A 21,166-nucleotide genomic window follows, 5' to 3' on the forward strand; every position below is an offset into this window, starting at 1 on the left:
AAAGGTCCAAGTATTTGGCGTTAAAATCATATGAACCTAAAGTAAAAGAACGCGATTAAACTATTGATAGTTCAATCGCGTTCTTCTGGATTTTAGTACTATTAATTTTACAATTAATCTTTCATGTCTAGTCGAATAAGAGCATCCTTTGCACGTTCATAACTTAATTCTCTCTCTATCTTATTGTTTTGAACGGGCGGTATTTTTAGAGTAGGGCCTTTATCTCCATATACTTCATACTCAACTGTAGATATATTATAATACCTAAATTTTTTTAATATTAATTTATAAAAGCTCTGGTCATGAGTAGAAATAATAATTTGCTTTTTATGTTTGTCTACAAATAATCTCATTAAATCGATAAAGGAGATTACATTAACTTCATCCATGCTTTGAATTGGATCATCCATACCAATTAATTGTAATGGTGACCACTTTTGCTTTAATGACATTGCCAAAAACAAAGAAAGAGCAATACTATTCACTTGAGCTGAACTAAAAACATAAGGAGCATTTGCTTTTATTTCATTCTCACTATTATCTTTATAAACATTAATAGTTAAGCAATTATTATTACGGTATTGATCCATTGTTAAGTCTAATTTTGTAAATATTGGGTGGGAATTAATCTGCTCGAATATCGTTTGAATTGTTTCCTTTAAATTTTCAAATACCTTCTCATTTAAATTTGATAACGCTTCAGTAGACTTATTCATTAAAGTCAATAGATTAGCTAAATCACTATTCATTTTTGTTTCTTGATTTTCTAGTTTTACGATTTCATTTTTCATTCCTTCTAAATCTTTCTGGGCTTTTATTAACCTCATCTTCTCAGAATTCAATTCTATCAAACCCTGAAGTTTAAGACTGGAGTTTTCTAACTCAGAAAACTTATTTAACTTCTCATTTAGCACTTTAATTTCTTCTGCTATACTATCTTCTATTTCTTTCAAATCTCCAGTTTTTATATCGATACTAATTCTTCCTGATAACATAGCAAGACGATTGACCCTATTTATTTCTGTCTCCTGTATATCAATTAATTGTCGTAACGTATGCTCATAGTCATCTATTTCAGACAGTGTAAATTTTTCCACCCTTAAATCTTGAGGCAAAAAATTACCTGACTTAAACTCTGATAATCTCACATCATTAATTTCAATTAATTCATCTAATAATGCTTGATTTTTAATTTCTAATTTTCCTTTAATATTATCTTCAATATTTATACCTAAAAGGTTACAATCATTTTCAAATTGATTTAATCTTATTTGGATTGAATCAATCTTTTGTTGTAGAGTTTTTTGATTTTCTTTCTCAGTAGAAATTTTAATATTAAGAGTTTTTATAGAATTGTTAATTTCTAATACTACATCTTCTATTTTTTTCCTAGATTCGTTAATTCGATTATTTGCACCATGAATCTCCTCTTCAATGATTTTCATCTTGGATTGTGCATCAAATTGCAACTTCTCTAAACTAGGCAAATTCTCGTTTATCTTCAATTGTTGCCTATAAACATTGTCTAGTATATCTTTCTTTTTAACTCCTTCAGTCCCACAGGCAGGACAACTGTTTACCTCTTCAGAAAGAACCAGGATATATTCATTTAACGAGGATAAAAATATATTATACAATTTATCGGTACTCATTATTTTTTCTATAGATTCTTCTAATGATTTCGATTGGACTAATAGGTCTTGCTTATTAGAATTCCTTCCCTCAATAAACTGAAATTCATCATTCAAACATTTAAAAGCAGAGCTTAAAATTTGTAAATTTTCTTCGGTCATATCCAATTTCAATTCAGACAGAAAACTAATTCCATTTTTCCATGAGAAGTTATCAAGGTGCAAATAAATAGAGTCATTAAGCTTTTGCAAATTACTCTTCTTATCTAATAATGAATCTACCCTTAATATAGATTCTTTCTGCGAAGAGATTAATGATATAAGCATTTCCTTGTCTTGGGTAACAATTTTTTCAGTATTTAATAATTGATCAATCTTTAATTTTGTTAATGAAACTTTTTTAAAGCGTTGTAACAGTACATTTTCTCGTATTACATCCTTATGAACATTACGGATATATGATAAGTTAGGCAGCTCTTCTTTGATTTCTTTCAAAACCTGATATTCTCTTTGTAACTCTTCTTGCTCTATCTTATTTTTGTGTATATTGGATATTATAAAGCTTAAGAGTTTTCCTAAATCATCTTTATATATTATACTTTCAGGATATATTGTTATATAGTTCTCTAGTTCAGCATTAAAGTCTGAATCCTGATTTACTTCAACTTTTGATTCTAATTCCTTTACCTCTTTATATATTTTTTCTTTAAGCAAGATCTTTTCTTTAATTCTAACCTTTAGACTGTCTAATCCGGAATTCAAAGTATTTCTTACAATCCTGAACCCTTCTCGATACTTATCAAAATTATCTGTACCAAAAATTGTAGAAATTTTATCGTATCTATCTCTTTCTTGCATTCCTCTTAGAAATTCAGCAATTTTTTCTTGGGATAGAATATGAGTCAAGCTTAACATTGTTGTCGGAGAACTTATTTTAGGCAACCATTCTTCATGAATAAGCCAGCTTTTTAAAGTCTCTTCTGCTTCATTGTCCTTCTTGTATAAATGGTCATTTTCATCAAAAATTTTCAATTTATATTTTCCGTAATCTGTTCGATCTGTTGGAGACGCAGTACATTCACGCTCAATAAAATACCGTTCTTCATTTGATAAAATGATTCCTATCTTCACAAATGATTTAACAGTACTATCTGCATGTAAATTTCTAATGAATCGAGTCCTTTTCCGTTCAGGTGATGCTTCTTCAAAGCGATATATTCCACCTGTTAATCCCCATTCGATCGCATCATAAATAGACGATTTCCCATGACCATTTGGACCATATAAAATAATAATATCTACACTTTCAAATGAAAATTCCTCTTTATTATTAAATCCTCTAAAGGCTTGTAAAGTTAACGATGTAATTCTCATTCGTCTACTCCTCTATCTCTATACGGGTCTAAAAAAATCTTTGCATTTGCTTCCTCAATAGAATATTTCTCGTAGAGCAATATGTCCAACCGATTTGCTAATTCCAGAGGTATTATTTTTCTTAATTCTTCTAAGAATTGATTATCAGAAAAAACTTCTAGTTGATCTGAATTTTTTAATTCAAGCTCAATAGGAAGTTTTCTTTGGAATTCTTTTAAGTCACTTGATATTACAATTTTTTTAAAATACATACGGTCATTTTCAATTTGCTTGCATAGCTCTATATCTTTAATACTATTCTGAATGACTAAAATCAAATACATGTCCCATTTTAAATTATATAATGATGCCACCAATTGACTCTGAACTCTAACAGCAAATTCATGACTGACTTTTTCCCAATCACGTCTTAAACTTTCTTCATCTTTGAATCTAGCAATTCCAAATATTTGTTGTGGTGAACAAAAAACAACCTCCAGCAAATCAAGTTCTATATTTTTTAATTCGATAAAAGTATCCTTGTTACGAAAATATTCAATAACCTTATCATCCATAAACTTTTTCAACCACCATTCTTTTTAATCCCTCTGTGTTCTCCACTTGATCTCGTACTTTACGAACACATTCTCCACAAACTATTTTTGCTTTATTTAATAATGAAAAACTATTATTTTCTATACCTTTAATTAAACCATCGTCTTCGCTCTCTATATAGGTCTTAAGAATCCCTTCAAATTTAAAAGGCTGTCCACATGATTTACATAGGTTATGTCTAAAGCTACTACTACAATTATCAAAAATAATTGGATTCGGTGGGATTGGCTTATCAAGTTCAATGAGTATTTGTGCTGCAGATTTATTTATCATTTTATTATGCATTTTCAGAAGTATTTCTGGCATTATTTGATTTCTTTCCTGAGCGTATACAAAACTCATATTAAAATCTTTACCTGATGTCACTCTGAGGTTGGCAAAATCATCCTCTATTAAAATCTTAATGTTCCCATACATACTTCTGATCATAAGTATGATTTCAAGTGTAGCCTCTATTCCATCCAGCATAGTTTTTTCATTTGCTACAGGATACTTTGAATCTTTCAGGAAAAATTGAATCTCCTCAAGGTTACTTAGAAATTCTTGCTGGATTGTATATAATTCGGTTCTAAGGAATATTTGTAAATCATCGGAGAATCCCTCTATAAACATTTCTGTATTTTCTACAGCTTTTTTGATAGATCTTTGAAGTGGTGATTCTATTAAATCAATTTTTAAGTTAGGTATTAAAGATAATATAAAATCTTTTGACCTTTTGAGGCTACACGCACCAACAATGGCTCCTTTTCCTTCATTGCTAAAAACTGCAAATACTTTCCCATTATTAATTATAGGAGAACCTGAAGCCCCGGCTATACCATACTGAGCATCAATAATTTTAGGCACTTCACAATTTAGATTAATATCATATTTTTGATCATATCTATCTATTAAAATATCATTAATCGTTCCAGTAAATCGTTCGCCAACGGGTCTATTTGTGCCTGGAAAACCATATGATTCCCACTTTTCATCGATTGTTATTTCTGGAAAATTTAAAGGCAAAGGCTGTATATCAAAAATAGGTTCATTTAACTTTATAATTGCTATATCATTTGCCAGATAATCAACATCTGTATCTTGCTCAAAAAAAATCTCATCAATAGTATATTCTTTTTCACTTTTATAATATGGAAAGATAATCTTGAAGGCATCTATATCTGCTGCTATAAAGGTATGTTTCGAAGTCAACATATATTCTTCTGAAATTAGAAAAGCGGTTGCTATCTCACTATTATTTCCCTCTAAGCGTGCTATTGCTTTTTTTATATATTCCATCTAAATATACACCTTTCTAATTACAAATTGATTTGCAAGAAATCTTCCGATAGATTTCTATAATGTGTTCTAAATTCATATTTTTTTTGCCACTCTTCATTTTCAAAAACTTCAATTTCAGATATTTTATTTGTAAAATATAAATTTCTAGTAAAACCTCTGTATGGACGTACTATTATTTTTGCGATGGTTTCAATATCCGGATGACCATGTATACTTCCATTAGTTGAAATAAAGTAATGTTCAGAATCTATAATATTTAGCAATTCATTTCTAGTATTTCTTGCACTCCCATGATGAGATACTTTAATGGCGTCAAAAATTATAGGAAGTTCTGTTTCTTTATATATTTTTTTTAATTGTGCCTCTACATGGGACGATATAGAATCACCTAATAGTAATATTCTCTTGTTCATAAATTCAATTACACATGTTATAGAGCTTGCATTTATTTCATCTTGATCCTCCTGAAATATTGTTTTCGCTAGTTTTTCAGGATTATTTACTATAGATGTATCTTTTACTGAGCTAAAAAGATTATTGGGTCGTTTCATCAACGAAATGCACTCAATAGCATCATCAAAAATAACATCACCATTCAATTCAATTGTTGGGAACTTAATTTTAAGTTCTTTTTTCCAAATTTTTTTTAAGTTTTCCAATTCACCTAAAGTTGGACCAAGAACGGTAACTTTTACACTATCATTTATCCAAATTGGTTCTTCTCCTTTGAAAGAAATAGCATGATTATTAAAACTATAATTCCATTTGTATCCATAATGATATAAATTGGCAGCAAGACGAGAACCCTGCTTACCACTTGTATCAGTTGGATTACTTGTACGATTTTTCTCTACTACTATTGAATTTCTATTTATATGAAGTCTTTCTTTTTCCGTTAATTTTTTATCGGTCTCTACCATTTCTAAATGTCTATAACTATTATGCCAAACCTCTCCTACATTAATAATATTCGGAGAAGACGCAACTCCATTTTCCTCAAAAAAACGAATTCCACCACTAATATGGTCTTGATCAATATGTGTTACAATAATTAGATCTAGCTTTTCATTATTGGCATCCATTTTACTAAAATGATTTTTCACATGTTTTTTATATGTGTTACTATATCCAAAATCCACTAAAACATTGGTGATGCTTTCCCCCACACATTTAATTAGAAAACAATCACCATTTCCTGCTTCAAACATAAATACTTGAAACTGGTTCATAAAAAGTACCTCTATCAATAAATTTTTGAAGAATAATATAACAAATACTTATTTAGTTAACTCTGTTTTAAACATTAAGCTATTAGTTTAAAGCAAACATATTTTAAATAGAGAATAGGAATTATAAAAATATCTTAAATATATCCCACTTATATTAGTTATATTCTACCATCAAATGTGGGGTACAAGTATATTTAAACCCAGAATTCACCAAATTAGTAAAAAGGTTTAATATTATAAAAAGATTGCTTTGGCAAACCCTGTACCTATTTTATAAATCTTAATTCACCAAAAATTGTATATTGCCATTAAAAAGTGCCACTAGTGCCAAATTTTAGTGCCGCCTGTGACAAAATTGAGTGCCACTCTTGCCATCTTGAGTGCCATGACCTTTTGCCCAACTTACCAATTCCGGATATAATACATTAAACGAAACAGAGGATTATTGATGAAGTGGTACCGTTTATGAAAGAGGAATAGATGAGAAAACTAAAAATGCGCAGCTGTTAGAAGAGATAGATGAGTTAAGGCATAGAATTAAAGAATTAGAGGCTGGAGAACCGGTCACTAAGAGAAATATAATTATCCAATATTTTTAATTCCCCCTACCTAACTAAACTGGTAGGGGGATTTTTTTAAAGAATCCCAACCTACCTTGCGGTAGTGGTGTCAGAAGTCTATTCTTTTATTCCATGTCTTTCCCTCATAGACGTTTCCCCATCTATGAATATATTATATGAATCATGGATAATCCTATCGAGAATGGCATCTGCGAGGGTACCCTCTCCAATCTTTTCATACCATCCTTGAATATCGAATTGAGAACAGAAAATAGTAGAGGCGACCTGATGGCGCGATTCTACTATTTCCAAAAGGTCACGCGCCTCATTTTCCCTAAGGGAAGTAAGTAGCCATTCATCCAAAATAAGCAGATCCGCTTTCTTATATGCCTTCATTACTTTCTTATAGTTTCCCTCGCCTCGAGCAATAGCCAGTTCCTCAAGTAAATCGGGAAGACGGACATATTTAACTGTGTAAAACTGGCGACATGCGGCAATTCCAAACGCGCAGGCAAGATAGGACTTGCCGTTCCCTGATGCACCTTTGATGATTAAATTGTGTTTCCCCTGAATATAATCACCAGATGCAAGCCTAAGGATTTGAGTCTTATCGAGCCTCCGGTCTGCGTGGTACTCAATATCTTCTATGCAGGCTTGGGGATAACGGAAGTTAGCCCCCTTGATGATCCGATCTAGCTTATTGTTTTTGCGGCGTGACCATTCGATGTCGACAATCAAAGCGAATCTGTCTTCGAAGGGGAGCTCGTTGAACTGTTCATTCCGCAGTTGTTCATGGAATTGTTCTGCCATTGCACTTAAACGCATTTCGTGTAATTTGGTTAATGTGCTTTCGGTTGTCATTTATCTTTCCTCCCATAGTAGGCTGCGCCTCTTACAAAACCATGCGTAAAGTCTTGGTCGACTTTATCAACATCAGTAGTTCGAGTGGCAGAAGTATTCAATTTATCCTGTCCGGTCTTTAAAATGGTTTTAATACTATTAAGATTAGGCCTTGGCGAATATGAGAATGCCCGTTTACAAGCAGATTCTAGACGTTCAATGGAATATTGATCGGCCAGTTTGGTCAGCCCCATGCATGACTTCAATGCCTGTTTTTCTACCTTATAGGAATTTAAAAGTGCATTAACCATCGCCAATGAATTGGGACCAACTGCTTCAGCCCATTTCAAGAAATAGTCCCGATTGAAATCAAGATACTGCTTGTGCTGAATCGGCATATGTTCCGGAATAGTAGAGAGCTGCCCATCCTTTCCCTCTAGCCTCATATGGGATGCAATTCTGAAATTCTTATAAAATATTTCTATGATTTTTCGGGTTATCCTTACATCGACCTCGTATTTGATAAATTCATAGGGAACCGAGTAATACATTTTATCCACTATTATGTGATAATCATATTGTACGGTTGCCTTCTTCCAAGTTGCCAACTCGTACGGAGAACCAGGTAACGGAAGGAGCGCGAACTTCTCTTCCTCCATGAAGGCAGTTTGCCTGCTTCCGCTTTTCTTTTGAAAATCCTTCTGGTTGAACTCAGCCAATTTTTCCTTGATTGCCTTGTTCAATTCATTTAGGGTAAAGAATGTTTCATTCCGTAGGGAAGCGATAATCCAGGTTGAAATAATCCCCACAGTCCGTTCCACATTCGCTTTGTCCTTTGGTTGCCTTACCCTCGCAGGCATGATAGCTGTATGATAATGTTCCGCCATCTCCTGATATGTTCGGTTAATGACTGGATCCGTAGAAGATGCTTTAACAACCCCTGTTTTTAAATTATCAGGGACAATCATTTGGGTAACTCCACCGAAAAAGTCAAAAGCGTGGAGGTGAGCGGTAATCCAACTGGCGGTGTCCATGGACACAAAGGCTTCCACATAAGAATATTGACTGCACGGAAGTGCAGCTATAAATACATACGCAGGAATGGATTCGCCTGTAAGGGAATCCTTTAGAAATGCAGTTTGGCCGGCCCAATCGACCTCCATGATTTCTCCTGGCTTCCTCTTAATCCGCATCGTTGCCTTGGATACGGTCGCATAATTATGATAGAAGCGGCAAAACTGGCGGTAACTATAGGGAATTTCCCTCCGTTGCCTACATGCTTCAGAATACTCATGCCATAACAGGGAAAGAGTAACACCACTTTTGGCCATTTCTTTGTGGATGTGCTCACAGTCAGGCTGCTTCCTCAAATCCGACTTACCTTTTTCCGGATAGAGTACATTCTGAAGGTCAGTGTCAGTGAAGTCACCCTTAAGCGGCCAGGAAACCTGTAATTCATCAGCCCTTTTTATCACATTATTAACAGTATTGCGAGAACAACCGCAACTAGACGCAATACTGCGGTTACTGAGACCTTGGTCGTTCAATCTCAGAATTTCACGGTATTTGATCACAAAAAAACCTCCTGTATAATGAATTTGCACAATAGTGTGCAAATTCATTATACAGGAGGTGGCACTGGCTATGGCAGAGGTGGCACTGAAATCTGTCAGAAGTGGCTCTGAAAAATGGCAGAGGTGGCACTTTTGAGTGGCAATATACAAAAATTGCTTTTGTGAATTAATTCATTTATATTTTTTGGCTGTATATTTAAAAATCGTTATGATTCATCGCTTAGTGGCTACCATGTAAAACCACTAATATGTATTCATATTCCTAAAAGCAGCTCACTTCACTAAACCACCAAATAGTATGTCATATCTCTGAATAAAACTTAAAAAAATCATTTTATATTAAAAATGCGTATGCTAAATAACCTTCCATATATAATATTGGAAGGTTATCTGCTAATAGTTCAGTTTTTGTACTAAGTTATATTTTGGTTAGTCAGCTTGATTACGAAAGGGGAAATCGACCCTTTACTTCCCCCTCATTTTAGAGATTTTTTTTTCTGTTTATTAGCCTTTTCAACCCTTTTCAATTCGTTATCCCAATGTTCAGGAAGAAAGAAGTTTTCATCCATAAAGGGATTTACAGCAAATTTACGGGATGATGTATTAATTCTACTGTAGGCTAAGTGTAAGTCTATCTCATCAATAGAATCCTTTCCTGATTTTAATGCAATAAGCGTGGCTTCCACCAAAATTTTCTTTATTGGCCGTTGTTTTCCCATTGTCGCATAATATATTTTATCCGATAATACCTGGTCGGAAAGAAGGGAACGGCTAGAAAATGGTAAAGCTTTATCTAAATTATGCATAAAACTTCTAAACAAAAACTTTTCATCTTCTGTTTCATACTCAAATGCCTTCAGTTCCTCTCTTAAAGAAAATCTATCATCCAATTGAGCATTTCGTTCAAATATATTTACAGACTCTGGCATTCCACATATAAGTATCGGAACGGAAGCATCTTCTGAAAAGGATTTTAACCAATCTGACATTCTGCCCTTTTATCCCTCAATGATACTATCTAATGCTCCTTGTATTTCTGTTTCAAATAGAACGCTATCTGAATTTAAATCCTGTTCATGTACGTAAAAAATCAGTATATTTCTCTTTTCAAACCTACTAAAAGAGACCAAATTCATCACCGCAGTCTTTTCGGCAAATTCCTTTGCACCATTCTTGCGGTCATTTTCTGATGCGAATTCATAAACAGAAAATGGTTTTCCACTTAATTCATACGTTCCAGGCTTCACGCTTTTTAATTTGGACCCGAAGATGTTTTCTCGTGGAAATTCGGCTTCCACTAATTTAACACCTTTCTCTTGTAACGCCCTTACAACTTCTTCTTCAGTAATATGAGAACTATCATTTACTTGTACAGATTGACAGGAAACCAAGAACAACAGTAAACATAAAATAAAAATCTTCCTCATTTCGTTCACCACACCCGAAAATTATATGTAAATTCGTAAAGAAGGAAGATAAAGTCCTTCTTCCGCAAAATGGCCCTTATCTGACATAAATTACAATTTCGAGATACAGCTTTTAATTTCCTACCTTATTCCACAATTTGGACCTTAACATAAAGAAAGAGCGTAATTCTTGCTGCAGAATTGCGCCCGTTTCTGGAAAAACAAGAAGCTCATATTTAATAAATTTTATTAAACAGCAATCCGGTTTTTTCCTTACCTTGCATCTCTTTATAAATTATAATGAAAGTATTAAATCTTATTATTAGGTAGGTACTAAATGGATAAACAATCAATCGTATTTACTGGAGGCGGATCTGCAGGGCATGTTACTCCTAATATCGCCATCATAAATGAACTTTCAAAAGAAAAATGGACCATTCATTATATAGGATCGAAAAAAGGAATTGAAAAGGAACTAATTTCTGCAATGCATATCCCATATTACGGAATTAGCAGTGGGAAACTCCGGCGTTACATAGATGCAGAAAATGTAAAGGATTTGTTTCGTGTATTAAAAGGTATTTTGGAAGCAAGAAAGCTTCTGAAAAAACTAAAACCTAAACTTGTTTTTTCAAAAGGAGGCTTTGTCTCTGTTCCAGTTATCATTGCTGCCAGTTCACTAAAAATACCAATATATATACATGAAAGCGATTTGACTCCAGGTTTGGCCAATAAAATTTCTCAGCGTTTTGCTACAAAAATCTTTACTTCCTTTGAAGAAGCAGCAAAGCATTTTCCAGCCCATAAAACGGTTGCCATCGGTTCTCCAATAAGGAGAGAGATTTTTTTAGGTGACAAGGAGAAAGGAAGAAAGTTTCTTGGTTTTAAGAAGGAAAAGCCCATTTTAACTGTAATGGGAGGCAGCTTGGGAGCAAAAAAAATTAACGAAACAATCAGGGATTCCCTAAAGGGGCTTACTTCCCAATACCAAATCGTACATCTATGCGGAAAAGGGCAAAAAGATGAGAGTTTAAATAGCATTACAGGTTACCAGCAATTCGAATACGTAAACAAAGAATTACCTGATATCCTTGCTGCAACAGACACGATCGTTACAAGGGGAGGATCGAACGCCATTTTTGAATTTCTAGCTTTAAAAATCCCCATGTTAATTATCCCTCTGACAAAAAAACAAAGCAGAGGTGACCAAATTTTAAACGCAAAATCCTTTACGAAAAAAGGATACGCACTGACATTGGAAGAAGAAAAATTAACAAAAACCAGTCTTATTCAATCATTGGAAAACCTCGAAAAAAGCAGGGGGAAAATTATAAGTTCAATGGGGTCTTCACCTATGGGTGACACGCTTTCTGTTTTGATAAAAGAAATTCAAAAGTAATCATTAACATAGTTTTAAACCCCGGCTACTTTTTAGGAGGAGTGACAGCATAGCTGTTACTCCCCTTTAAAAAGCGTCTCTGCTTAATACATAAATGCGTCCGTTTATGGAACTACCTAAGGTATATGATTCCACTACAGCTCACTTAGTTAATTTTAGTCCAAATCCCCTACTAGAAAGACTGAAAAACCGGAAATTTTACCAGTATTCTTCATTCGTATTAATCTACCTTTAAAATAATCTTTCCGATGTTTTTGTTGTTCTCCATATGTTCATGTGCTTGTTGGATTTGATTAAAAGGAAAAACTTGATCAACAATCGGACGAAGCTTGTTATTGGCAAAAAGGTCTAGGGTTTTGGAGGAAAATTCAGTTGTCAGTGCTGCCTTGTATTCATCGCTTCTTGGTGTAAGCAATGTGCCAGTCAGCTGAATGCGTTTTGACAATAAATCCATTAAATTAACGTTCTCTATATTTGCCCCTCCTAAAAGTCCAATTAACACCCAACGTCCATCTACTTTGATGCTCGAAAGATTCTTACTCCAATAGGATGCACCAATGAAATCAAGAATCAAATCAACCCCCTGATTTTTGGTGATCTTCAATATTTCCTCATCAAAGTTCTGTTCCTTATAGTTTATACAAATATCCGCCCCTAATGACCGGCAAAAATCAAGCTTCTCTTCCGATCCGGCTGTCGTTATGACATTCGCTTGACCGATTTGCTTCGCAAGTTGAATTGCTGCAGTTCCGACTCCACTCCCGCCAGCGTGGATCAGCACGTTTTCATTTGCACGTAATTGCCCAATCCAAAATAACGTTTGATAGGCGGTTAAAAACACTTCAGGAATAGCAGCAGCTTCCTCAAATGAGAGCTGTTCAGGAATCACCATCGCTCTGTCAGCCGGCATTACAACGTATTCGGCATAACCGCCACCATTCACAAGCCCCATAACGTGCGTACCAACCTCGATTTCTGAACCTGTGCCTACTTTTTCAACAGTTCCAGCAACTTCTACACCTAAAATTGGATTGTCCAAATATCCCAAACTATTTTCTCGATTAATAATATCCGTTCGGTTAACGGCTGATGCTTTTACCTTGATTAATAATTCCCCATCCTTTGGGTCTGGTTTAGCATGTTCTGTAATTTGTAATTGATCTGCACCGCCTGGTTGTTTTACAATGATTGCTTTCATGTTGAGCCCCCTGTGATATTTACATGATTCTGTATTAACTTTTAAAAAGTATTAAATAAAGAAAGAAGCTTATCAGTATTTAAAGCATACCTTATTTATCCTTTGTTTTTTATATAATTTAATACTCCAAAATAACCCTTTTAATTTCTTCATAATCCGTCTCTTTTTATTCAACAATCTGGCCCGATTGTTTAATAAGAGCAACAGTCGATTCTTCCACTAAACTGACTGTTGTTGAAGGATTTCCACAAAAATAAGCGTTAATTCTTAATATAAGCGTTAATCCTTCTTGCACTAACCCGTTACTTCAATAACGAAAATAAATCCTAATTACTTTATCCGCCTTGTTGACGAAATGTTATAAATTACCCCAGCTATCCCTGGAGGAATTATTATTAGATATTTTAAATGTTGAGGTAAAGTAAAAAAAAGAATGATTGAAATAATTGCCGCTGGGATATATAAAACTAAATACTTTTTTATCAATAAAAAACACCGCCTTTTTTAATACAACCTAATTTTCCTATTATTTGCCGATTTTGTATAGAAGCTTTATCAAAAGTAACTTATTCAGCTATTCTGACTGTTAGTTCAATAAAAATAGCCACCAAAATGGCAGCTGGATCTTCAGGTAACGCACCTTTTACTTTAAGTGCAACTGTTCACAATCTTGTTTACACCTCAATAAACTCAATCCCTTAAAAGTGTTGTCCATGCAAAAAAACGCCTTCTTTTTAATAGAATGACTAATATATATTTCCTAAATTCAACTCTATATACACTTATCTGCTCTTTAAATGGAACATAAGGCCAAAATTAGTTCAGCAACAGCTATGGCAGCTGGCACACTGTCAATTTTGCTTCAAAAACAACAAAAAAGCCCCCTGAATTAAGATGGTCTTATGACCTCCTTCGCTTTAGCCGACGAAGTTAGCCGACGGGTAGGATGGCGAAAGAGTCTCTCATCCCTTCTGACATTGCAGAATTAACCCCAAAATAATGGGTCCTCTGTTCTCAGTTTTCCTGAGATTTGGCCGATATTCAATTTGTGATTTATGAGGATTATTCTACGCCAGCCATTAAACCTTTGTAAACATCTTAAAAGTACAAAATATATTCAAAATAAACCATATACATTCATATTTAATAGATTTTAGGGTGAAAACACTATTTTTTACAAAAATTCTCTGTATTTTGGTTATTGGTTATTTGGGCATATTCTTTGATTTCTTTTCATGAAATTAGATTCTTCCGCAATCGGCGCATTTCTTTAATAAGAATGTGTCTTTTTATATTGGGCCATATTTTGAATAATTGATATAAGAATGGTCTGTCCAATGCTCGAAAAAGTATAAATATATATAACAAAGGTATCCGAATAGGTCTATTCGTGATGCCTGTATACCTATGCATGTCATTGAAATATTAAGTGATTTACCTCCATAAATTTGGGTACAACAAAAGGAGGATTTTTACGCCACCTTTACTTCGGCAGATGGCACACCGTGTCGATCCACACCTTAGCAGCTGACATCACTGCCCTTAAAGAAGGAGGATGTAAGTTACTTTGAGACTGCATCGCTAAAGTAACCAGAAGTGGAGTGTCGATATATAGAAAAAACACCATTCCGTGGAATGGAATGTGCTTAATTTAAATATTAGTATGGCACCATAATAGCTGGGCTAAAACAAAATACTCTCCGTTATTTCCCAACAGGTCGGGTTTGGACGGAAGAAGAGCTAAAAAGATTGGGAGTATATGTATCAAAAATAATTTGTGGATGATCTCAGATGAGATCCACTGCGATCTTCTGAGGGTGGGTGAAAACCACATTCCGCTAGCTAGCGGCCTAACAAAAGAAACACATTCGGGTCCCATGCATCATACAAAAAGACACCGGTTCTGCTCTGAACCGATGTCTTTATTTAATATTCAAGGATTCACCCTAAAATGAAGCACAAGAACCGTCCCTCTGCTCCAATCCCATATTGGAGGAGTTTTCCTGCAAAGGTGATGGATAGGAGGGGGATGTTTACTTTTTTGTTTTTGAGCAGGTTTAGGACCCATTGGCACCAGGCTTTTTCTTCTTGGGCGAGTCTGAATTTCCGGTGGAATAGAAGGTAACGGCCAAAGTTCTTAGAAGTCGTGTCCAGTTCTTGGGTCTGCTCCATTTCTTGGATTTTGTCAGACAGTGAAGTGACGGATTCTTCCAATTTTGCGATCCGGTCATAGACTAATTTTATAGATTTTTCCTCTTCCGTTAACCAGAAAGAATAGACCTTGATGAGGAACTCATCTCTATTGACGGGGTCAGACGGTGTTTTTGCACTCCACTTTTCTAACGCCTGTTTCCCCTTTTCGGTAATGGAAAAGATCTTTTTATTTGGCCTTCCCATTTGTTCGACAAATTCATGGACTAGAAGCCCCTTATCCTCCAACTTGGTTAACAGCGGATAAATTTGACTATGCTTGGCCGGCCATATGGAATCTAAATAATTCACTAATTCGTATCCGGTACAAGGACTTCTGCCAATAACACCAAGAATCGCATATCCTAGAGTATTGATAGCAATCACCCCAATCTTTAAACCGCGGCATCCAAATATCCTCTGAAAATGCCGCGAGTCACAGTGCTATAAGTATAGCATTCTTATAACCAGAGGTGTAATAAACCTTCAGTAACACCAATACTATACATATAGTATACACCAAAAATAGTACTAATGACACCGGTAAATAATCCTAACGACCTACTGATACTCGTACGTTTCTTGCTCAACACAAAGGGAATTCCAATAATGGTCGTAAAGAAAAGCATGCCGATCACCGTTCCTAAACCAAATATGAGGATATAAACAGCGGCTTCTAGAGCGTTTTTTACCGTACTCAACGTTAACAAAATCATCGCCCCGCTCCCTGCAAGACCATGAACCAAACCAATCATCATTGATCCTAAATACGTCACCTTCCTATGCTGATGCTGGTGATCATGTTCGCCGCTATTTATATGGGAATGGACATGCTTATGTTCCTCAACATCTCCATCATGTTTATGTGAGTGGATATGGATATTTGTAAAAGAAATAATCGTTTTTATTCCCAGCGCAACCAGCATGATGCCCACTAAAAATTCTAACGACATGGCCCATTTCTCCGGTATTTCACCCTTCATCAAAATGACAATAATACCGACGACAAATAACGTGGCAGTATGGCCAATCCCCCAAAATACTCCAGCTAAAGAAGCCTGCCATAACTTTTTACTTTGGCTTGCAATTGTTGAAACCGCAATCACATGATCTGGTTCAATCGCGTGCTTAATTCCCAAAATCAGCCCCAATGCCAGGACGGACAATAATGTAGCATCCATAAGATTTCTCCTCTACTTTTCTAGTAAAAACCCAGCAATCAAACAATTGCTGGGTTATGAACATTAATATTTTCTTAAAAAACTAGGCGTTTTTTGAAACCATTCTTGACTTAGAACCGAATGTACGTCGGCAAATATTTTTTCAATGGTTTGGGTGGTATTGGCTAATACCCGAATCGTAAACCCCGGAACAGAAAGCATCGACATCCCTATTTTACATTCATTTGGGTCGTGGGGCAAAGTCTGATATAAGCGATCAAGCAAGTCAGGATTCGTTTTCTCCTCAATCACCATCATCGACCCCAAGTGTGAGTAGCCCTCCATCAAACCAATACCGTCCATATTTTTCGAGGCTGGATTTAATTTAATATGATCAAATACAACCAGCTCGTCGTCCATATATATTTCATTAATGAGCTGAAGCCAATCATAGCTAAATTGATCTCCGTCAGGCGACCATCCAGGGGTAATGATATCGGAGTAGAGGAGGGAACACCCTTTTTCTAAATAAAACACGTTTTTTTGTTTGTAACGTGCATGTCGATAACCGATAAGTGGATCGGGAATATATTCAAGATAACTGCCTTCCTTCAAGCGGAATTCAGCTTCCTGATAGGCATACGAGTGAGGCGACTTATAAATTTTCGTTGCCGATTGGGTGGTTAAGGTTAGCTTCGCCTGCTTCTCTAAGGAAATATTCATTTGGTAGCGGTCTCCGTCTAAATAACCGCCGCCTGGATTTAAAATATAATAGCAGGCCTGCCCGGAATCATCATGGTAGATGGGGCGCATGACTTTAAACGCCCCTTGGAAATACACATCCTTCCCAATCGTCTTCCCGTCTCTTGCTTCACTACCTAAACGTAAAACTCCTGTCCAGTCCTCCATCTTACTCCAATCCTTTTAAGAGCGCATTTTTCTTAATCCAGTCAATAACTTGATCAAGACCTTTATTTTCTTTTAAATTAGTAAACACAAAAGGCTTGTTGCCGCGGAACACCTTTGTGTCCGATTCCATCACCTCAAGGCTAGCACCTACGAACGGAGCTAAATCAGTTTTGTTGATAATAAATAAATCAGATTTAATCATTCCCTGGCCGCCTTTACGCGGAATTTTTTCCCCTTGCGCTACATCAATAATATAAATGGAAAAATCAACAAGCTCTGGGCTGAAAGTAGCTGCTAAGTTATCCCCGCCGCTTTCGACAAAAATAAGTTCCACATCCGGGTGCTTCTCCTGTAATTCCTCAATCGCTGCAAAATTCATAGAAGCATCCTCACGGATGGCAGTATGAGGGCAGCCGCCTGTTTCCACGCCAATGATGCGGTCAGCTGGAAGTACGCCATTTTTCATTAAGAATTTGGCATCCTCCTTGGTATAAATATCGTTGGTCACAACAGCCATACTAATTTCATCTTGTAAATGACGGGTTAATTTCTCCACTAACATCGTCTTGCCTGCTCCAACAGGTCCGCCTACACCAATTTTCACTACTTCCATTCTGAACACTCCTCTTTCTACTAAGACATAAATATACGAATATTCACACGTTCATGCTTCATTTGTGATAATTCCAGACCGGGAGATACAATCCCAAAATCTTCTTCGGTTAAACATTGAATTTTTTCAGCTGATTTAAGTAGTTCCTGATGAAACTGCTGAATCGTTTTCTGGCCGGCCGTTTGCCCTAACGGAATGGCCCGAACCGCATTTTGAACAAGACTGGAAACGGTAGAATACAAATAATACAGGGTAGTAGTTTCTTTCAAAACTCCAAGATAATGACCCACCATTGTAAACACAATCGCAGGGTGACCGAACGACCTCTTGCTATCAATCCGCTCGCGGTAGGCTGCCAGAACCGGAATGTCATAGAGCGATTCGACAAGCTTTAGCATTCGGTCCCCCATCCGCCCTGTTCCATCTCTCGTTTCCCGCGGCAGATTTTGAACGTTCAGCATCCGGTCCAATTTCCACACCTTGTCCAGGTCTCCCTGCTCTAACGCCTCATACACCAGCCGGGAAGCTAGCCCATCTGAATAGATGAGCTGCTCGTTGACATAGACATGAAGCCACTCCAAGAATGTCGCTTGATCATGGACTCTGTCCTCTTGAATATAGGTTTCAAGACCATAGGAGTGACTGAATGCCCCTGTTGGAAAGTTCGAATCACAAAGCTGAAATAAGGACAACATTTGATCATTCATGGCTGTGCCCTATATGACGAAAGGCCTGTTTCACTTTTCGTTCCTCACGTTTGTAAGGAATCTGTAAATTTTGCAGCAATTCTTCTACAAGATAATCGTACTGAACAAGCATCTCGTCCCCTTCAAATTGGGCCGGCAGGTGGCGATTGCCTAATTGATGGGCAATCGTTCCCATTTCATTCAGGCTGCGCGGGCAAATAATCAATAAATCATCTGAGATTACATCGATGACAATCATGTTTTTATCATCCATATATATAACATCACCAGCAAGAAGATCACGCGGTTCCTTCAAGCGGATTCCGATTTCATGGCCGTGATCTGTTGTAACACGTTGAATCCGTTTCACTAAATGAGCGCTTTCGAGGTAAACTTTTTCGATATGACGCTTTTCTACCTCTTCTTTTTCCATTTGTTCAATATTTGTCACGATTTGTTCAATTATCAAAGCCTTCACCTCTAGAATAAAAAGTATCGTTGTCCCATTGGAACCGTGTCAACAGGTTCACATGTAATCAATTCACCATTTACCCTTACCTCATAGGTTTGTGGATCCACAGTGATCTCAGGAGTTTCCGAATTCAGCTTCATATCTTTTTTCGTTAATTTGCGAATTCCGCGGACAGGCAGAATCAATTTTTGTAAACCTAACTTTTCATGAACCTTATCGTTAAACGCTGCCTGTGAAATAAATGTAATTGAAGTGCTGGCTAAAGCTTTTCCAAGCTGACCATACATTGGCCGATAAATCACCGGCTGTGGTGTTGGAATCGATGCATTCGCATCACCCATTAAGCTTTCAACTACAAAACCGCTTTTAATGACCATTTCCGGTTTCACACCGAAGAATGCAGGATCCCAAATGACTAAGTCGGCAATTTTCCCTACTTCAATAGATCCGACATATTCGGAAATGCCATGGGTGATCGCAGGGTTGATTGTATATTTCGCCACATAGCGCTTGACCCGGTTATTATCAGCAATTTCCTTGTCGCCTTCTAAAATTCCTCTTTGCTTTTTCATTTTGTCAGCAGTTTGCCAAGTGCGCAGGATTACTTCGCCAACCCGGCCCATTGCCTGTGCATCAGAGCTCACCATGCTAAATACACCCATATCTTGCAGTATATCTTCAGCTGCAATCGTTTCACGACGAATACGCGAATCAGCAAAGGCAAGGTCCTCCGGAATGGATGGATTCAAATGGTGACACACCATTAACATATCTAAGTGCTCATCTACTGTATTAACCGTATATGGTAAAGTTGGGTTCGTAGATGATGGCAGTACGTTCATATAGCCTGCCGATTTAATTAAGTCCGGAGCATGTCCGCCGCCAGCCCCTTCTGTATGGTACATATGAATGACTCTATCTTTTAAAGCCGCCATCGTATTTTCCATAAAGCCTGCTTCATTCAAAGTATCGGCATGAAGAGCAACCTGCACGTCATATTTTTCAGCTACTCTTAAAGCATGATCAAGGGCTGACGGTGTTGCTCCCCAGTCTTCATGGACTTTCAACCCAATGACACCAGCACGTACTTGTTCTATCAACGGCTCTTCAGTCGCAGCCTGTCCTTTTCCAGTAAAGCCTACATTAATAGGCATTCCCTCTGCTGCTTCAAGCATACGATGAACATGCCATTCACCCGGCGTAACCGTTGTCGCTTTCGACCCAGCAGCCGGACCTGTTCCGCCGCCAATTAGCGTCGTCAAACCTGAAGCTAATGCTGTTCTAATTTGTTCAGGGTTGATGAAGTGTACGTGCGTGTCAATCCCGCCAGCCGTGACAATCATCCCTTCACCGGCAATCACTTCTGTCCCAGCACCGATGATAATATCGACATTATTCATTATTAAGGGATTACCGGCTTTCCCGATTCCGGCAATTTTTCCATCGCGGATGCCGATATCCGCTTTGTAGATACCCGTGTAGTCTAGAATTACCGCATTCGTAATCACAACATCAGCAATTCCATCGCCACGAGTTACTAGTGGATGCTGCCCCATTCCGTCACGGATTACCTTACCGCCGCCAAACACAACTTCATCCCCATAGTTGGTAAAGTCTTTCTCCACCTGAATCATTAAATCTGTATCTGCTAAACGAATAGAATCTCCTGTCGTAGGGCCATACATTTCAGAGTATTGCCTCCTGGTCATTTTAAAGCTCATTCGTTACACCCCTTTTCCAATGATCCATCTACTTTATTGTTAAAACCGAACACACGGCGTTCCCCGGCGTAATCTATTAATTCAATTTCCTTTTCATCGCCAGGCTCAAAACGAACCGCAGCCCCTGCTGGAATGTTCAGCCGCTTTCCAAACGCTGCTTCACGCTTGAAGCGAAGCGCTTCATTCACTTCAAAAAAATGAAAATGTGAACCTACCTGAACAGGGCGATCGCCGGTATTGATCACTGTTACTTTCGAAACTGTTCTTCCAGCATTACAGATAATCTCTTCTTCTTTTAAAAATAATTCACCAGGTATCATGTCATTGGG

At 36.7% G+C, this 21,166-nt stretch carries 18 protein-coding genes and 1 riboswitch; of the genes, 1 reads left to right on the forward strand and 17 read right to left on the reverse strand.

Going from position 1 to position 21,166, the window contains the following annotated elements; translation table 11 throughout:
* Positions 1 to 113: 113 nt before the first annotated feature.
* The 8 genes from FAY30_RS26120 to FAY30_RS26155 form a co-directional block, all read right to left on the reverse strand.
* Positions 114 to 3,005: an AAA family ATPase gene (locus FAY30_RS26120; protein WP_149872914.1), complete on the reverse strand. Its 2,892-nt coding sequence runs from the start codon at positions 3,003 to 3,005 to the stop codon at positions 114 to 116.
* Positions 3,002 to 3,559 carry an ABC-three component system middle component 1 gene (locus FAY30_RS26125; RefSeq protein ID WP_223821047.1) on the reverse strand — a complete coding sequence of 186 codons (558 nt, stop codon included), beginning with the start codon at positions 3,557 to 3,559 and terminating at the stop codon, positions 3,002 to 3,004. Before FAY30_RS26125 ends, FAY30_RS26120 begins: the two co-directional genes overlap by 4 nt.
* Positions 3,552 to 4,877, reverse strand: a complete 1,326-nt coding sequence (locus tag FAY30_RS26130; protein WP_149872915.1) for an ABC-three component system protein — start codon at positions 4,875 to 4,877, stop codon at positions 3,552 to 3,554. Before FAY30_RS26130 ends, FAY30_RS26125 begins: the two co-directional genes overlap by 8 nt.
* A 20-nt stretch (positions 4,878 to 4,897) precedes the next feature.
* Complete coding sequence (locus tag FAY30_RS26135; RefSeq protein ID WP_149872916.1) at positions 4,898 to 6,109, reverse strand: MBL fold metallo-hydrolase; 1,212 nt, start codon at positions 6,107 to 6,109, stop codon at positions 4,898 to 4,900.
* 677 nt (positions 6,110 to 6,786) lie between these two features.
* A complete protein-coding gene (gene istB / locus FAY30_RS26140) occupies positions 6,787 to 7,530 on the reverse strand; it encodes an IS21-like element helper ATPase IstB (RefSeq protein WP_149868384.1) in 744 nt (247 codons plus the stop codon).
* A complete protein-coding gene (gene istA / locus FAY30_RS26145) occupies positions 7,527 to 9,083 on the reverse strand; it encodes an IS21 family transposase (protein ID WP_149868383.1) in 1,557 nt (518 codons plus the stop codon). Before istA ends, istB begins: the two co-directional genes overlap by 4 nt.
* A 476-nt stretch (positions 9,084 to 9,559) precedes the next feature.
* Positions 9,560 to 10,072: a hypothetical protein gene (locus tag FAY30_RS26150; protein WP_149872917.1), complete on the reverse strand. Its 513-nt coding sequence runs from the start codon at positions 10,070 to 10,072 to the stop codon at positions 9,560 to 9,562.
* A 9-nt stretch (positions 10,073 to 10,081) separates the two neighbouring features.
* The gene (locus FAY30_RS26155) at positions 10,082 to 10,510 is read right to left on the reverse strand and encodes a hypothetical protein (protein ID WP_149872918.1); all 429 of its coding nucleotides are present in this window, start codon (positions 10,508 to 10,510) and stop codon (positions 10,082 to 10,084) included.
* Positions 10,511 to 10,826: 316 nt separating this feature from the next.
* Between FAY30_RS26155 and FAY30_RS26160 the strand changes: the two genes are divergently transcribed.
* Positions 10,827 to 11,888 (forward strand): undecaprenyldiphospho-muramoylpentapeptide beta-N-acetylglucosaminyltransferase, encoded by a 1,062-nt coding sequence (locus tag FAY30_RS26160; RefSeq protein ID WP_149872919.1) that lies wholly within the window; start codon positions 10,827 to 10,829, stop codon positions 11,886 to 11,888.
* Positions 11,889 to 12,108: 220 nt separating this feature from the next.
* On the opposite strand, the gene FAY30_RS26165 is transcribed toward FAY30_RS26160, so the two are convergent.
* From FAY30_RS26165 to FAY30_RS26210, 9 genes are all read right to left on the reverse strand, one after another.
* On the reverse strand, positions 12,109 to 13,086 hold the full coding sequence (locus FAY30_RS26165) for an NAD(P)H-quinone oxidoreductase (RefSeq protein WP_149872920.1): 978 nt from the start codon (positions 13,084 to 13,086) through the stop codon (positions 12,109 to 12,111).
* A gap of 904 nt (positions 13,087 to 13,990) precedes the next feature.
* A riboswitch (cyclic di-AMP (ydaO/yuaA leader) is annotated at positions 13,991 to 14,132 on the reverse strand.
* 895 nt (positions 14,133 to 15,027) lie between these two features.
* On the reverse strand, positions 15,028 to 15,663 hold the full coding sequence (locus tag FAY30_RS26175) for a PadR family transcriptional regulator (protein ID WP_149872921.1): 636 nt from the start codon (positions 15,661 to 15,663) through the stop codon (positions 15,028 to 15,030).
* Positions 15,664 to 15,737: 74 nt separating this feature from the next.
* On the reverse strand, positions 15,738 to 16,457 hold the full coding sequence (locus tag FAY30_RS26180; RefSeq protein ID WP_149872922.1) for an urease accessory protein UreH domain-containing protein: 720 nt from the start codon (positions 16,455 to 16,457) through the stop codon (positions 15,738 to 15,740).
* A 63-nt stretch (positions 16,458 to 16,520) separates the two neighbouring features.
* Positions 16,521 to 17,345 carry an urease accessory protein UreD gene (locus tag FAY30_RS26185; RefSeq protein WP_149872923.1) on the reverse strand — a complete coding sequence of 275 codons (825 nt, stop codon included), beginning with the start codon at positions 17,343 to 17,345 and terminating at the stop codon, positions 16,521 to 16,523.
* A 1-nt stretch (position 17,346) separates the two neighbouring features.
* Positions 17,347 to 17,958, reverse strand: coding sequence for an urease accessory protein UreG (ureG, locus tag FAY30_RS26190; protein WP_149872924.1), 612 nt, complete (start codon positions 17,956 to 17,958; stop codon positions 17,347 to 17,349).
* Positions 17,959 to 17,978: 20 nt separating this feature from the next.
* Positions 17,979 to 18,665, reverse strand: a complete 687-nt coding sequence (locus tag FAY30_RS26195; RefSeq protein WP_149872925.1) for an urease accessory protein UreF — start codon at positions 18,663 to 18,665, stop codon at positions 17,979 to 17,981.
* Positions 18,658 to 19,113: an urease accessory protein UreE gene (gene ureE / locus FAY30_RS26200; protein WP_149873078.1), complete on the reverse strand. Its 456-nt coding sequence runs from the start codon at positions 19,111 to 19,113 to the stop codon at positions 18,658 to 18,660. The genes FAY30_RS26195 and ureE overlap by 8 nt, the downstream gene beginning before the upstream one ends.
* 11 nt (positions 19,114 to 19,124) lie before the next feature.
* The gene (ureC, locus tag FAY30_RS26205) at positions 19,125 to 20,837 is read right to left on the reverse strand and encodes an urease subunit alpha (protein ID WP_149872926.1); all 1,713 of its coding nucleotides are present in this window, start codon (positions 20,835 to 20,837) and stop codon (positions 19,125 to 19,127) included.
* Positions 20,834 to 21,157, reverse strand: a complete 324-nt coding sequence (locus tag FAY30_RS26210; RefSeq protein ID WP_149872927.1) for an urease subunit beta — start codon at positions 21,155 to 21,157, stop codon at positions 20,834 to 20,836. The genes ureC and FAY30_RS26210 overlap by 4 nt, the downstream gene beginning before the upstream one ends.
* Positions 21,158 to 21,166: the final 9 nt, after the last annotated feature.

The sequence above is a fragment of the Bacillus sp. S3 genome (assembly GCF_005154805.1).
Taxonomy (GTDB): domain Bacteria; phylum Bacillota; class Bacilli; order Bacillales; family Cytobacillaceae; genus Neobacillus.

Coding starts and splice junctions, on each gene's coding strand:
- FAY30_RS26120 (WP_149872914.1), bottom strand. CDS start 3,005: ATGAGAATTACATCGTTAACTTTACAAGCCTTTAGAGGATTTAATAAT.
- FAY30_RS26125 (WP_223821047.1), bottom strand. CDS start 3,559: ATGGATGATAAGGTTATTGAATATTTTCGTAACAAGGATACTTTTATC.
- FAY30_RS26130 (WP_149872915.1), bottom strand. CDS start 4,877: ATGGAATATATAAAAAAAGCAATAGCACGCTTAGAGGGAAATAATAGT.
- FAY30_RS26135 (WP_149872916.1), bottom strand. CDS start 6,109: ATGAACCAGTTTCAAGTATTTATGTTTGAAGCAGGAAATGGTGATTGT.
- istB (WP_149868384.1), bottom strand. CDS start 7,530: ATGACAACCGAAAGCACATTAACCAAATTACACGAAATGCGTTTAAGT.
- FAY30_RS26150 (WP_149872917.1), bottom strand. CDS start 10,072: ATGTCAGATTGGTTAAAATCCTTTTCAGAAGATGCTTCCGTTCCGATA.
- FAY30_RS26155 (WP_149872918.1), bottom strand. CDS start 10,510: ATGAGGAAGATTTTTATTTTATGTTTACTGTTGTTCTTGGTTTCCTGT.
- FAY30_RS26160 (WP_149872919.1), top strand. CDS start 10,827: ATGGATAAACAATCAATCGTATTTACTGGAGGCGGATCTGCAGGGCAT.
- FAY30_RS26165 (WP_149872920.1), bottom strand. CDS start 13,086: ATGAAAGCAATCATTGTAAAACAACCAGGCGGTGCAGATCAATTACAA.
- FAY30_RS26180 (WP_149872922.1), bottom strand. CDS start 16,457: ATGGATGCTACATTATTGTCCGTCCTGGCATTGGGGCTGATTTTGGGA.
- FAY30_RS26185 (WP_149872923.1), bottom strand. CDS start 17,345: ATGGAGGACTGGACAGGAGTTTTACGTTTAGGTAGTGAAGCAAGAGAC.
- ureG (WP_149872924.1), bottom strand. CDS start 17,958: ATGGAAGTAGTGAAAATTGGTGTAGGCGGACCTGTTGGAGCAGGCAAG.
- FAY30_RS26195 (WP_149872925.1), bottom strand. CDS start 18,665: ATGAATGATCAAATGTTGTCCTTATTTCAGCTTTGTGATTCGAACTTT.
- ureC (WP_149872926.1), bottom strand. CDS start 20,837: ATGAGCTTTAAAATGACCAGGAGGCAATACTCTGAAATGTATGGCCCT.
- FAY30_RS26210 (WP_149872927.1), bottom strand. CDS start 21,157: ATGATACCTGGTGAATTATTTTTAAAAGAAGAAGAGATTATCTGTAAT.